The following is a 13,072-nucleotide window of genomic DNA, read 5'->3' on the forward strand; positions in this document are numbered from 1 at the left end:
AGGCGCCCTTGCCCTCGCTGAGTGCGCCCGCTTCGCTGTCGGCCGTCAGGGGAGCTGCACCGTCACGGGTGCGGACAGTGGCCCCTCGTTGCCCGCGGCATCCAGCACGCTGACCTGGTAGTAGTGGCTGCCGAGCGGCGGCGCGACGTCGGTGTAGCCCGAGCCGGTCACCGTGGCAATCGCCACGCCGTCGCGGTAGACGCGGTAGCGCGTGGCGCTGTCCGCGATGAAGGCCTGCTTGACGGCCTGCATCTGCGGATTGCTGTTCGACTGCGGCAGGTAGCCATAGTTGATGGTCCACACCAGTGTTCCGCCCAGGCCCTGCTCGCGCACCCATTTGCCCTTCTCGGCGATGGAGCGCTCGTCTTCGAAGCTCAGGTAGGTGACCGGCGTGTTCGTGCCGCGGTTCCAGGGTGGCGAGTAGGTCATGTAGCCTTGCTTGGCCACGTCGTCCCAGTGGTACGTGGCGCCCGCGCGGTTGAAGGCGTTGTCGTTCACCAGGCGCTGGTAGTTGTTCTCCCAGTCGCCGTTGTTCATCCAGCCTTGCATGCCGTCCATGCTCTGGCGCGGACCGGTGACGGGATGGTTGTAGTACGCACCGTACAGGCCGATGCCGATGCCCAGCTTGGAGCGCGCGATGCCCATGTCCAGATAGGCCTGCACCGTCGATTCAATCGAGGTCGGGTACAGATCGCCCGCACCGGACAGCGGCGAGTGGTGCCACGACTGCCAGCCCCAGTCGCCGGCCATGCTGTAGGTCATCAGGTTGAAACGATCGACTGCGGCGGCCACCTCCGCGTGCCAGGGCGTGATGTCGGGGTCGTTCTTGTTGACCCAGAAGCCGGGCCAGCTCAGCTCCAGCGGCGCGTTCGGCGCCTGGTAGCGGGCACGCAGCGCCGAGGCGGCGCGCAGCTCGCGCAGCAGCGCCAGGGCCTGGGCGCGGGTAGCCACCGTGTCGAGGTTCTCTTCCCAGTCGATGTCCACGCCGTCGTAGTTTTTCTGCACCGCCTTGTCGAGGATGTTCTTGATGAAGCGCGCGCGCACCGTGGCATTGGCGGTGGCGGCAACAAAACCGGGCCCGTCGCTGTCTCCGCCCACCATCATCACCGCCTTGACGCCCGCGGCGTGGGCCTTGGCGATCAGCGCGTCCTCCACGTTGGCCAGATGACCCGAGCCGGCGCCCTCCAGCAGGTCGCCCGCCCGGCCGCCGGGCAGTGAACCGAGCGCGGGCGCATAGCGGCCGAAGACGAAGTGCGTCATGGTGCCCATGTCCACGGCTTCGGGCGGGTAGGTTTCCCAGAACCAGCCCGCGTAGTAGCCGTTGACCCATTTGCCGCTCTGGGCGGCGGGGTTCCATCCCACGTTCACCCCGCGGCTGGTCCTGGCGGCCGTCACGCCGCCCACGGGTGGCAGCGGATTGGTGGCCTCCACCGCCACCTGGGTGGTGGCGGCCACGCTTTGGCCCGCGGTGTTGGTGCAGGTCAGCGTGTACGCCGCGTTTGCTGCGGGGCTCACCAGTTCGTTGCCCTCGGCCGCGCGCGGCCCGCTCCAGCCGCCCGATGCCGTGCAGGTGGTCGCGTTGTGGGCCTGCCAGGCCAGCTGGGTACTCTGGCCCGCCATGATGCGTGCGGGCGTGGCACTGAAACTGCCGATGGTGGGGGGCTGCTGTGCCTTGCGCACGGTCACCGTGGCCGATGCGGCCGTGGTGGCGCCAGCCGCGTTGCGGCAGCTCAGTCCGTAGGTGGTGGTGACGGTGGGCCGCACGCTGGTGCCGCCGGTGCCTGCCTGTTCTCCGCTCCAGCCCCCCGTGGCGGTACAGGCCGTGGCGTTCTCCGTGCTCCACGAGAGGATGCTGCTGTTGCCCGCCTCGATCACGTCGGGCTGGGCCGTGAAAGCCTGGATGCGTGGAGGCTGGGGCGGTGGCGTGTTCGGCGCCGTGCCGTCGATGAAGAGCTGCGCGAGTCCTTCGCCGCCCGCCTCGAAGTACTCCATGCGCACGGTGTGGCGCCCCTCGGACAGGCGCACGGACGCCGTGTCCATCGTGATGCCGTGCACGGTCCAGTTGTTGATGATGCGCTTGCCATCCACGAACACGCGCACGCCGTCGTCGGTGTATGTCGTGAACCTGGCGGCGCCCGCGGCGAACGGCAGGCTTGCGGTCCAGCGCGCGGAGAAGCTGTCCACCGGCAGCCGGGGGGCCGGGCTGTCGGTCATCCAGTAGTAGTCGATGGGGCCGCTCTCGCAGCGCTCCAGCACGGCAGCGCCCGCCAGCTTGGTGTTGGGAAAGTACTCCGCCAGCCATTGGCCGGGAGCGCATTCCAGCGCGAAGGCCTGGGTGCCGGCCAGCAGCAGCGAGGCGGCCAGGGCGCGTGGGATCCAGGGGTGGAAGGTAAGGTTTTTCATGGTGTTCCTGGCCGCCAGCGCTTTTCTGTAAAGCGCTGGCAGCTCTCTTTTTGATAGTTAAACAACAACAAATCGGCGTGCGCGCAGGCCGGCCAGCAGCATCAGCGCGGCGAGCAGCAGCACGCCCCATTCGCTCAAGGTGGGAATGGCCTGCGCGCCGCCCGGATCGACCACCGGCCCGGGCGCGGGCGCCACGCCGCCCGTGGGCGGGGCCGATGCGCTGCCGCCCGTGTTGTTGGCCGTGACGGTGAAGGTGTAGGTGACGCCGTTGGTGAGGCCCGTCACGGTGCAGGTGGTGGCGGGGTGCTGCACGGTGCAACTGGCGCCGCCGGGCTGGGCGGTGACGGTGTACGACGTGGGCGCGGTGCCGCCCACGGGCGCCTGCCAGCGCACGGTGACCTGCGCGTTGCCGGGCGTGGCGGTCACGTTGGTGGGGGCGTTGGGTGCGCCTGCCGGCATCACTTCGATGGGCACCGAATCGGACGCCAGACCGTTGACGAACACCGTGGCGCGATACAGGCCGGGCGCCATGCTCGCTGGCAGAAGGCCGGTGACGATGACGGTTTCGCTGCCGCCATTGGGGCGGGTGCGTGCGATGGGCAGCCACACCACGGCGCCGCCGTCTTCGCCTTGAAGGCGCACCAGCGGCACTTGCGTGGCCGATTGGCCGGTGCCGCCGCTGCTGGCTTCGACGGCGCCTACCATGCGCAGACCCGACAACTCTGGCGTGTCACTGCGGGACATCCGGCCCGGGTAGGACGTGATGCGGGGGCGACGGGCATCCGCCACGGCGCTGGGGTTGCCGTAAAGCAAGGCGGTGGCGATGGGGCCGCCGGCGTTGATGCCACCGGTGATGAGCACTTCGCCGTTGGCCAGCAAGGTGGCGGTGTGGTCGGTGCGCGCCTGCGGCATGGCGTCCACGGCCTGCCAAGTGCCGGTGGCAGGGTCGTACAGCTCGGCGCTGGCGACGGGGCCGAAGGGGGCCGTGGTGCTCGAGCCGCCGGTGACGAGCACGCGGCCATTGGGCAGTGCAGCGGCGCGGTGATAGACACGGCCCGTCAGCAGGTTGCCCGTGGCCTGCCAGGTGTTGGTGGCGGGATCGAAGATTTCAGCGCTGGTGCCCGAGGCCGCGGTACTGCCACTGCCGCCAGCCACCAGCACACGCCCATCCGGCAGCAGCGTGGCGGCGTGCCCGGCGCGCATGTGAGTCATCGCGGAGGCGGGCGCCCAGGTGCCGGTGGCGGGGGTGTACAACTCGGCGCTGCTATGGATGCTACCTGCGTTGCGGCCCCCGGTCACCAGGACGCGGCCATCGGGCAGCCGTGTAGCGGCGTGATGCCGGTCGCGGGGCTGGATCATGTCTCCCGTGGCCTGCCATTGGAGGGTGGCAGCGCGATAGACCTCTGCGCTGCTGGCGGCGCCGTAGCCCGTGCCGCCCGCGATGAGCACGTCGCCACTGGGTAGTACGGTGGCGGCGTGGGCGGCGCGGGGGCGCAGCAGGGGCGAGGTGCGCGTCCAGCTCGCCGTGTTGGCATCGTAAATTTCGGCGCTGTCCAGGGCGACGGAGCCGTTGTAGCCGCCCGCCACGAGCACAAAGCGGTCATTGGGCAGCAGGGTTTGCGTGTGTTCGACACGGGCATCGTGCATGGCCGTGGTACTGCTCCACTGCGCGATGCTGGGGCTGTAGCGCAGCGCGGTATTGCTGACCGTGCTGCTGTTGCCCACGGTGCCGCCTGCGATCAGCACCTCGCCATTGCTCGACACCCGTGAGGCGGTGTGGAGCTGGCGCGCCGCGGCCAGGCTTGCGGTGTGGCGCGCGGCCAGGGTGTTGAGCTGCAATAGTTCGACGTTCGCCAACGCGCCGCCCCCCGCGCCCTCGCCGCCCGCCACCAGAACCTCGCCGGTGTGCAGCAGCAGCGCGCTGTGCTGGCCGCGTGCCTGCGCCATGGGGGCATAGACGCTGCTCAGGCCCGCAGCGGGGCTGAAGATTTCCACCGCCGCCATGGGCGTGCCACCGGCGTCGTCCGCGCCGCCCGCCAGCAGCACGCGCCCGTCGGGCAGCAGCGCGGCGCTGTGCTGGGTGCGCGCAACCTGCAGGGCGCCGCTGGCCGTCCAGGTGTTGGCGGAGGGGTCGTACAGCAGGGTGTCGCCCAGCGCGCCGCCGCCGTCGTTGCCGCCGGCCACGAACACGCGGCCATCGGGCAGCAGGGTGGCCGTGTGGTTCACGCGGCGCGCCGGCAGCGGCGCGGCGGCGGTCCAGGTGCCGGTGGCGGGGCTCCAGAGTGCGGCGGTGTTGGTGACGCTGTCGCCGTTGTCGATGCCGCCCGCCACGAGCACGCGGCCGTCGGCGAGCAGCGTGGCCGTGTGCTGGCGCGCGCCCATGCCGGGCATGGAGCCGGTGCTGTCCCAGGTGCGGGTGGCGGGGTCGTAGATTTCGGCGGACTGCAGGCCGTCTTGCCCGGCGGTGCCCCGGCCACCGGCCACGAGCACGCGGCCGTCGGGCAGCAGCGTGGCGGTGTGCTGGCGACGGCGCAGCGCCATGGTACCGGCGGTGGCGCTGACGGCGCCGGCCTGCGGGTCGAAGGTGGCGGCCTCGCGCACCGATGCGCCGGTGCCGCCCTCTCCGCCCGCGATCAGCACCGTGCCGTCCAGGAGCGGCGTGGCCGTGTGGCCCGCGCGCGGGCCGGGCAGGGCGGGGCCGCTGGTCCAGCGGCCCGTGGCGGTGTCGTAAAGCTGCGTGCTGGCCAGCACGCCGCCGCCGCGCCCCCCGGCGAGGAGCACGCGGCCATCGGCCAATTGTGTGGCGGTGTGCTGGTAGCGCGCGCCGGTGAAGCTGCCGGCAGCCTGCCAGCCCGCGGCGTGCGCGGTGCTGGCAACGCCCAGGCACAGCGCGGCGGCGTGCAGAACGCGACGGGCCGTGTCGGCCCATGCGGGGGTGGTCATTGGGGGGTCTCCTGAGAGCAAGCAGAAGCCCGCGATTCTTGGAACGCCCGTGCTTTCTGCCTATCGGTCACCTGACCGATGCACGTGCATTTGTTGGCAAATCGTCGCGCAAGTGGCGTGGGGTATCCCGAGGGGGAATGGCGCGCGCCGCGGCGGCCCCGCACAATCGGCGCCGCCGGGATAGGCGTGGCCCCACGCTTTCCCGCCGCGCGTGGGGCGCAGCCCCCAGTGAGCGGCTTTTGAGCCTGGGGCGGCCCGGCGATGAGAAAAAAGGAAACACGCTTGCATCACGCATTGACCGAACTGCTGGGCACCGTGGCCGACGAGGCGCGCTGGGGCGAGGCGCTGCACGGCTATGCCACCAGCCTGGGCGCGGACCAGATAGGCTGGTTCGTGCTGGCCAGCGGGCCGGAGCAACTGGCGCAATGGGGCCCGCGCTTTGCCGAACACCCGGACCCGGGCTACTGGCTGCACACCCCCTCGGCCGAGGGCGCGCCCGCGCTGGTGGGCCGGGGCGTGACGGCCGAGGCCACGCTGCGCTACGCCGCGCTGTACCGCGAGCAGGACCCGCTGTGGGATGCCGCCATGGCGGGCTACGCCCAGGCCGGTCCGGGCGGCATCTCGGTGGTGACGGATGCGCCCGCCCCTGCGGCACGGCGCTTTCGGCAGACGGCGTTCTACAACGACTTCCTGCGCCCGCACGACATCGGCACGCGCATGTTCGGCGGCGGGTGGAATGCGCGGCACCCGGGGGGCCACCTGTTCGCGTCGGTCTATCGCCTGCGCGACGACGAGGGCTTCACGGCCGAGCAGGCACGGCGCTTCCATGCGGAGTTCGGCGCCTTGCAACACGCCGCCTTCCTGCACCGCGAGATGTTGTCCCTGCGCACGCGCACGCAGGGGCTGGAGGCACTGATGGAGCGCCTGCCCATGGGCATGCTGTTCTTCGGCACGGGCGGGCGCCTGCTGCACGCCAACGCCCGCGCGCGGCACCTTGCCGCGAGCCCCGGGCACGGCAGCCTGCGCAAGCTGCTCACGGGCATTGCCAATGTGCGGCAGGCGGACGCTGCGCTGGGCGCGCTGTTCACGCAGTCACTGCATGGTGAAAGCGGCTGCGCCGAGTTGCCGGGCGGGCTGCTGCTGGTCTCGCTGGCCGTGGGCGATCTGGCGGCGCTGGGCCTGAACCACGCGGCCCCCGGCGTGGCCTGGGTGCTGATGGAGCGCACGCTGGACGCGGCGGCCGCCGCTGCCCTGGTGTGCCAGGCCTACCGGCTGAGCCCGGCCGAGGGCGCCCTGCTGCTGGCGCTGATGCGCGGCCAGACCCCGCAAGACTTTGCCGACGCGCGCGGCGTGCGCATCCGCACCGTGCGCACGCAGATGAGCACCCTTCTGCTCAAGACCCGCACCCAGCGCCAGCAGGACCTGGTGGCGCTGGGGGCGCGGCTCATGCTGCTGGCGCCGGGGCAGGCCGCCGATGGGGCGGTGGCAGCGGGGGCGCGGACCACAGCGCCCTGAATGGCGAAGCGGGACATGTGCCGCCCCGGGGGGCGTGGAGTCAGGTGCGCAGGGTGTGGCCCAGGTCGTCCCAGCCGCTGGTGCCGGTGGCTGCAAAAATGGTGCGCAAGTGCTTCTTCAGCGCGGCGCTGCCCACGCCCGTGCGCTCGGTGCAGTCCGTGCGTGCATGGCCCAGGCCGGCCAGCAGGGCAATTTCCCGCTGCAGCGGGCTCAGCGGCAGTTCGAACACGCGGCGCACCACGCCGATGCCGCGCGGGCGCAGCAGCTGCAGGGTGACCAAGAGTTGTTGTGCCCCGCCCGCCACGGGGTGCAGGGTATGGGCGTCGGCCGCCAGCCAGCCACCCGGCATGGGAATGCGCTCGGCGCCCTGCGGGGGCTTGCCCAGGCGCCGGGGGAGATCGTGCAGTACCGCCGTTGCCGCCGTGCCGTGCACGCCCAGCCCGAGAAGATTGGCTTGCCGCAGCAACTGGATGGCGGTGGTGTCGGCGAGCTGCGGCTGCTGGTTGGCCGCGTCGAACAGCACATGGCCCACCGGGCTGTTCAGGCCGGTGTCCCAGGGGCGGGCAGGGGGCGTGTGCGGGAAGGCCCGCGCGAGGCTGGCCGATGCGCGCTCCAGCAGCGCGGCCTCTGCGTCGCCGAAGCCCTTGCCTGGGGCGCGGAACAGCGCGGCAATGGCACGGGTGCGGCCTTGCGCTTCCACCCGCAGGTCCAGCGTGTGGTGGTGGCCGCTGGCGCGCACGAGGAGGTTGTAGGAGTTGGAGCGGAAATAGCGGGCATCCGGCGCCATCAGCCTGCCGACGCGCGGACCATCGGGCCGGGCGAGGGCGAGCACATTGGTTTCGTGGGGGCCCACGAACAGTTGCTGGAACTCGTTGAGGAACAGGTCTTGCGCCGATGCAGGGGAATCCTCGTGGTGGAAGCCTTCCGGCAGGCCCTGCCCGTCCATCCAGAACAGGGCCGCCGCATCGGCACCCACCAGCATGCGCAGCACGGCGCACACCTCGGGGGCCACGGGCGCGAGGCCGAGGCCCAGGCCGCAGAGCATGTCCAGCTCCTGCCACAACCGCTGCCGGGATGCGGCCGTGAGGGCTGGGGAGGATGGCCGCGAATTCATGGGGTGAGGGGGAATGCAAGTCGGGAAGGGGGCATTATGGGATCCCGCACTTTTTTTCTGCACATGGTCGATTTGCGACCGTCAGCTTCGTCGTCAGTGCATCACCACCCTCAAAGCACCTCCGTATGAAATACCTCGGCCTCGCCTACTTCACCCCCGAAAAATTCGCCGCGATGGCGCCGGACGACGTCCAGGCGCTGGTGCGCCAGTGCCCCCCGCTGGACGAGAAGATGCGCGCTACCGGCAAGGTCCTGGTGTCCGCGTCGCTTGGCGACCTGGACAACTGGGCAACGCTTCGCCCGCTCGGCGGCAAGACGCACGTCAGTGACGGGCCGTACACGGAGTCGAAGGAAGTGGTCGGCGGCCTCTTCATCATCGAGGCGGACAGCCGTGAGGAGGCGCTGCGCATCGCCTCCATGCACCCGGCGGCCACGCTGGGCGAAGAGGGCGGATGGGCCATCGAGCTCATCCCCATGGATTTCTACCTGGCCCGGTGAGGGCCCGGGCGCCTGTCGCCAGGGTGCTTCGGGGGCTCTCCCCACTAAGACCCGGCATGCGGTGCCTTCTGCCGCGCCTCATGCCCTGCGGCGGCGCAGCACTCCCAGGCCCGCCAGCAACGCGGACAGCAGCACCCACCCCGTGCTGCCCAGCGCGGGCACCGGCGTGGCGCTGGGCGCCAGAAGGGCCGGCGTACAGGGGCTGTTGAAGGGCTGTGGCGGGCTCCAGCGTGAAAGCTGCTGCGTCTGCACGCCCCCCGAAGCGTCGTGCACGCTGCGGTTCTGGGCGGCATCGGAGAACACGTTGTTGATGCCGTTGGCGAACCAGTGCGCCGGCACGGTGTGCGTGATGCCCGTGCTGCTGAACGATGCGCCCGCCGGGTCGCCATTGATCTCGGTGAACATGCCGGTCAGCACGCCGGCGCCATCGGTGGTGGCGCTGCCCAAGGCCAGCGTGGGCGCGGAGATGGCAAGGTCCTGCACGAAGCCCACGTTGCGCGCGTCGTTCATGCGCCAGAAGGTGCACCTCAGGTGCGCCCCGGTCCATGCCTGGTTGGAGGCGGAGTTGCCCCCGTTGTCGAACACGAAGGTGACGCTGTAGCTCTGGCCGCTGATGATCTCGGGGAAGTCGGTGGTCGAGATGGTCCCGGTGTAGGTCGTGGCGAAGGGCGCGGCCTGGGCGGCGCCCGGGAGGCCGATGGCGCAGGCCAGGAAGGCGGTGGCGAGCCTGCTGCGGTGGTTGCGGAGATGGCGCATGGAGGTTCCTCGGGCTGGATGGCGGGCGGGTGTGATGGCCCGCGGCGCCAGCGGTGATGCTTCAATTTTTATAGCTGCTTGCGCTTGTGTGGAAAGCGCTGGAGGCCAAAAAGCCTCAAACCTGCCTGCGCCGCAATGCCCGCAGGCCCAGCGTGGCGGCGGCCAGCGACAGCAGCGCCAGCGCCCATTGGCCCAGCGTGGGCACGGGGGTGGCCGGCCCCGGGGGCGCGCCGTTGCACTGCGCGTGCCAGGGTGTCTCTCCGGTGGCGGCGTCCCAGTCGGTGCTGGCCGACGGGGGGAGTGGATTGGGGCACAGGATGGACTGGCCCGTGAGCAGCGAGTTGGGCGCCGTGGGCAGGGGGCCGGTGAGCTGGTTCTGGTCCACCACCAGGACCTGCAGGCCGGGAGGCAGTGCGGGGATGGGCCCGGTGAGCTGGTTCTTCTGCACGGACAGGATTTGCAGCGCAGGCATGCCGGCGAGCGGCGGGATGGCGCCGGTGAGCTGGTTGTCGCGCACGAGGAACCATTCCAGGGCGGGCAGGCCGGTGAGCGGTGGCAGCGGGCCGGTGAAGGCATTCATCACGGTGATGTAGCGCGTGAGGTGCTGCAGGCCCGAGGGGTCGGGCAGCGGGCCCGTGAACTGGTTGTTTCCCACGTTGAAGAACGCCAGCTGGGTCAGCCCCGCGATGGGCGGCACGGGGCCGGTCAGGCCGCCGCCGGTGAGGCTGATGGACGTGAGGTCCGGCAGCGCCGCCCAGTCAGGCAGCGGCGTGCCGGGTGGGGTGCTGGACATGGCGTTGGAGACGAATGTCATGCCGGTGACCGTGGTCTCGCCCGCGTCGCAGGCGATGCCCGCCCAGTTGCACTCGGTGCCCGGCACACCGCCCCAGCCACTGTTGTTGAGCCAATTGGGGCCATTGGTGGCGAAGTAGAAGTCCATCAGGTACTGGCGCTGCGATGGAGGAATGGCGGCCTGCGCGCTGGTGGCGGCGAGCAGGGCGAGGGTGGCGAGGAGCCGGGCAGGTATGAAAGCGGTCATGCCGGCGATTCTTGGGAATGCGCCGCGCCGCGTCGTTGCCGGCAACGACAATCGCCTTGTTCAAAACGACATGTGCGCGCCCGTGGCGCACGCCGTGTCAGGCCGTTGCGCGCACGTCGGTGGGCGTCATGCCGAAGCGCCGCCGGAAGGCCCGGCTGAAGGCGGAGAAGTCGTCGAAGCCGTTGTCCAGCACGATCTGCAGCACGCGGCGGTGGCGCTGGCCGGGGTCGGCCAGCGCGGCGCGCACGCGCTCCAGCCGGGCGCCGCGCACGAAGTCCGAAAAGCAGGTGCCCTCGCGCGCGAACAGGCGCTGCACCTGGCGTGGCGTGAGGTGGTGCAGGCGGGCGATCTGCGCCAGGCTCAGTTCGGGCTGGGCGATGCGCGCCAGGATGTCGCGCTGGATGAGCGCCAGGCGCGGCACGTCCACCGCGTCGCTCCCGGGAGGCTGCGTGCCTTGCCCTGCAGGCGTGAGCATGCTGGCCATCAGCTCCTGCAAGTGCGAGCGGGCCGATTGCAGCAGCGGTTCGGAGAGCGCGGGGCTGCCGGCCAGCAGTTGCGCATAGCCCATGACCAGGGCTGGCTCGGGCATGTCGGAACGCAGCAGCCGCAGCGGTGCTTCTTCGAGCCGCGCCACCTGCTGCGCCAGGGCGGCCCGGGGCAGCTGGAGGCTGGCGGTCTGCCCGCCCCAGAGATGGATGAACTCGTGCGCGCGGGCCTTCGAGTGCAGGACGAAGCCACCCGCCGGTATCTCCAGGTCGCCGCCTGTGGTGCGGATGGCGCAGCCGTCCTGGGTGGTGGTGAGCAAGAGGTCGTCCGCCCCGGCCCCCAGGTGCGCGGGCTTGTGTTCGAAGTGCGCAGGCGTGTGCGCGCTGTGCGCATAGGCGGCCCCTGCCCCGAGGGGCATCAGGGTGACGGTGAAGTCCAGCGGGGCGGCACCTTCGCAGGGCCACAGGTCCACGCGCATCAGCGCGCGGCCAAACAGCTCGCGCAGCGCCTCGGCCTTGTCGCGCCCCGTGTAGTCGCGAGAGGAAATTCGCAGGCGCTGGGGAAGGTCGGGCGTTTGCTGCATGGGATTGACGGCAACGGATGGCGGCTGTGCGAGGCAGGCAGTTTAAGCCGGCGGTGGTGGCTTGCAAGGCCGCCGCCCCAGCGCTGGATCTCCAGGGTCTCCCCCATGCCGGGAAAAACGCGTGGCCTTCGTCATCTCGCGCTTTCTCCTGGTGCCAACAAAAAGGGCTCCCAAAGGGAGCCCGATCTGCCTGCCCGCCCCTGCGGTTCAGTTAACACTCCCCATGGCAGCAGCACCCGCAAATGCAAAGTGCCACCACCATGGGAAGTCCCGCAACTGCTTCAATCCAACTCAAGCAGTTGGTCTGCCCATTACATGGCGCTGAATTCGCCCGAAGGGATCTGGCCGGTGCGCACGGCTTCAGCGGCCTGGGCACGCACGGCGGCGCGGTCGGCGGTGGACTTGTAGGTCACCACACGCGAACCAGCGGGTTCGATGGAGCGGGTCTGTGCCACGGTGGCGGCTTCGGCTTGCACTTCGGCGCGCGTGCGGTTCGTCTCGAACTTGGTGGCGAACTGCGAAGCATCGGCTTCATCGGCCTGGGCACCGAAAGAAGCGAAAGCAGCCACAGCGGCGATGGAGAGGAAACGTGCGGTCGTGTTCATGATGAAAATCCTTGAAGTTAAAAAAGCGTCTCAAAAAAGCCGGGACAAAAACCATTTCTGAACCGGGTTCGGTGAGTCGCCTTGCGGGTTCGGCTCATCGATGGGTTGAACTGTACGCCTGGGGTATCCAAAGAAAAACCACCTGGTCGCGAACTAACTGTTCCAGTATTGAGAACAATCATTCCGCCTCCGGTAGAGCCCCTGCGCGCCGCGAACCCGGATGTCACAATGCCCCGACAGGAGGAGACAGAACGTGCATACAGAATTCCAGCAGACGCGCCGCGCGGCGCTCATTGCGGTCGCGGCCACGTTGGCGGCATGCGGTGGAGGCTCGGGCGACGGCGAGGCGCCGCCAGAGGTGGGGCAGGTGATCAACTCGACCATGAAGTCGGCCTTCAATGGCAGCACGTACCCCATCCAGGTCTTTTTGCCGCAGGCCTATGCCACGGGCACAACCACGCTGCCCGTCATCTATGCGACCGAGGGCGATGCGCAGTACGGAGGGCCCAATATCTCGCGCTTTGACACGTTCAAGGCGGTGATGCAGCGGCTGGGTACGCAGGCCATCCTGGTGGGCATTGGGGGCACTGCATGGCGGGGCATCGACTTCCTCATGCCCGGTGCGGCCAGGTACCTCGACTTCATCGTGAAGGAACTGGTGCCCGCCGTGGAGCGCCAGTACCGCGCCGACCCCAGGCGCAGGGCCCTCTCAGGCTTGTCCCATGGGGGCTACTTTGTGGTGGCGGCACTCATACTGGAGGCCCGCGCAGGCGTGGCGCCCAGCTTTTCACACTACCTTTCGACCGAATGCAGCGTGGGCGAGCACACCAGCCCCGCCGGCGTGCTGGCGTTTGAAAAGCAGATCGACGGCAAGCCCCTGCCCACAACGCTGTTCCTGGCGGGTGCGAGCGGCGGCAATCACCCGCTGGTCAGCATCCCCCTCTTCAATCAGATGGCCTCGCAGAGCCTGCCGGGCCTGGTGATGCACAAGGCCGAGTACAACACCACGCATGTGGGGTCGGACGTGCCCGCGTTTGAAGAGGCGCTCAAGCGGTTCGTGTCCTAGGCCCGCCCGCAGGCCGCGGCGAAAGCCCCATCCCTGCGCGGTGCTCGCAACCCTTGGCCCGCCGG

General features: G+C 70.0%; 10 protein-coding genes. 3 read left to right on the forward strand and 7 right to left on the reverse strand.

Features of this window, described 5'->3' with window-relative positions:
- Window positions 1-45 precede the first annotated feature (45 nt).
- Window positions 46-2,403, reverse strand: a complete 2,358-nt coding sequence (locus AC07OC_RS17200) for a glycosyl hydrolase family 18 protein (protein ID WP_494601809.1) — start codon at window positions 2,401-2,403, stop codon at window positions 46-48.
- Window positions 2,404-2,460: 57 nt separating this feature from the next.
- Window positions 2,461-5,346, reverse strand: a complete 2,886-nt coding sequence (locus AC07OC_RS17205; RefSeq protein ID WP_494601811.1) for an IPTL-CTERM sorting domain-containing protein — start codon at window positions 5,344-5,346, stop codon at window positions 2,461-2,463.
- A 282-nt stretch (window positions 5,347-5,628) separates the two neighbouring features.
- Here AC07OC_RS17205 and AC07OC_RS17210 point away from each other — a divergent pair, with 282 nt between their 5' ends.
- Window positions 5,629-6,861 carry a helix-turn-helix transcriptional regulator gene (locus AC07OC_RS17210; protein WP_255594772.1) on the forward strand — a complete coding sequence of 411 codons (1,233 nt, stop codon included), beginning with the start codon at window positions 5,629-5,631 and terminating at the stop codon, window positions 6,859-6,861.
- 40 nt (window positions 6,862-6,901) lie between these two features.
- Here AC07OC_RS17210 and AC07OC_RS17215 read toward each other — a convergent pair whose 3' ends face one another.
- Window positions 6,902-7,975, reverse strand: a complete 1,074-nt coding sequence (locus AC07OC_RS17215; RefSeq protein ID WP_218339769.1) for a hypothetical protein — start codon at window positions 7,973-7,975, stop codon at window positions 6,902-6,904.
- A 125-nt stretch (window positions 7,976-8,100) separates the two neighbouring features.
- On the opposite strand from AC07OC_RS17215, the gene AC07OC_RS17220 reads away from it, so the two are divergent.
- Window positions 8,101-8,472: a YciI family protein gene (locus AC07OC_RS17220; protein ID WP_218296165.1), complete on the forward strand. Its 372-nt coding sequence runs from the start codon at window positions 8,101-8,103 to the stop codon at window positions 8,470-8,472.
- A 78-nt stretch (window positions 8,473-8,550) separates the two neighbouring features.
- Here AC07OC_RS17220 and AC07OC_RS17225 read toward each other — a convergent pair whose 3' ends face one another.
- From AC07OC_RS17225 to AC07OC_RS17240, 4 genes are all read right to left on the reverse strand, one after another.
- Window positions 8,551-9,228 carry a hypothetical protein gene (locus AC07OC_RS17225; RefSeq protein WP_218296164.1) on the reverse strand — a complete coding sequence of 226 codons (678 nt, stop codon included), beginning with the start codon at window positions 9,226-9,228 and terminating at the stop codon, window positions 8,551-8,553.
- A 115-nt stretch (window positions 9,229-9,343) separates the two neighbouring features.
- Window positions 9,344-10,267, reverse strand: coding sequence for a leucine-rich repeat domain-containing protein (locus AC07OC_RS17230; protein WP_492244618.1), 924 nt, complete (start codon window positions 10,265-10,267; stop codon window positions 9,344-9,346).
- Window positions 10,268-10,364: 97 nt separating this feature from the next.
- Entirely contained in the window at window positions 10,365-11,336 is a 972-nt protein-coding gene (locus AC07OC_RS17235) for an AraC family transcriptional regulator (protein WP_492244617.1), read from the reverse strand.
- A 311-nt stretch (window positions 11,337-11,647) separates the two neighbouring features.
- The gene (locus AC07OC_RS17240) at window positions 11,648-11,941 is read right to left on the reverse strand and encodes a DUF4148 domain-containing protein (RefSeq protein WP_369641186.1); all 294 of its coding nucleotides are present in this window, start codon (window positions 11,939-11,941) and stop codon (window positions 11,648-11,650) included.
- A 253-nt stretch (window positions 11,942-12,194) separates the two neighbouring features.
- On the opposite strand from AC07OC_RS17240, the gene AC07OC_RS17245 reads away from it, so the two are divergent.
- Window positions 12,195-13,007, forward strand: coding sequence for an alpha/beta hydrolase (locus AC07OC_RS17245; RefSeq protein ID WP_494601815.1), 813 nt, complete (start codon window positions 12,195-12,197; stop codon window positions 13,005-13,007).
- The last annotated feature ends 65 nt before the right edge of the window (window positions 13,008-13,072 follow it).

It is taken from the genome of Acidovorax sp. GW821-FHT10E04 (assembly GCF_059415185.1).

Bases quoted from the DNA above. Each gene is read 5' to 3' on its own strand.
- AC07OC_RS17225 (WP_218296164.1), bottom strand. From the start codon at position 9,228: ATGCGCCATCTCCGCAACCACCGCAGCAGGCTCGCCACCGCCTTCCTG.
- AC07OC_RS17230 (WP_492244618.1), bottom strand. From the start codon at position 10,267: ATGACCGCTTTCATACCTGCCCGGCTCCTCGCCACCCTCGCCCTGCTC.
- AC07OC_RS17215 (WP_218339769.1), bottom strand. From the start codon at position 7,975: ATGAATTCGCGGCCATCCTCCCCAGCCCTCACGGCCGCATCCCGGCAG.
- AC07OC_RS17235 (WP_492244617.1), bottom strand. From the start codon at position 11,336: ATGCAGCAAACGCCCGACCTTCCCCAGCGCCTGCGAATTTCCTCTCGC.
- AC07OC_RS17200 (WP_494601809.1), bottom strand. From the start codon at position 2,403: ATGAAAAACCTTACCTTCCACCCCTGGATCCCACGCGCCCTGGCCGCC.
- AC07OC_RS17220 (WP_218296165.1), top strand. From the start codon at position 8,101: ATGAAATACCTCGGCCTCGCCTACTTCACCCCCGAAAAATTCGCCGCG.
- AC07OC_RS17240 (WP_369641186.1), bottom strand. From the start codon at position 11,941: ATGAACACGACCGCACGTTTCCTCTCCATCGCCGCTGTGGCTGCTTTC.
- AC07OC_RS17205 (WP_494601811.1), bottom strand. From the start codon at position 5,346: ATGACCACCCCCGCATGGGCCGACACGGCCCGTCGCGTTCTGCACGCC.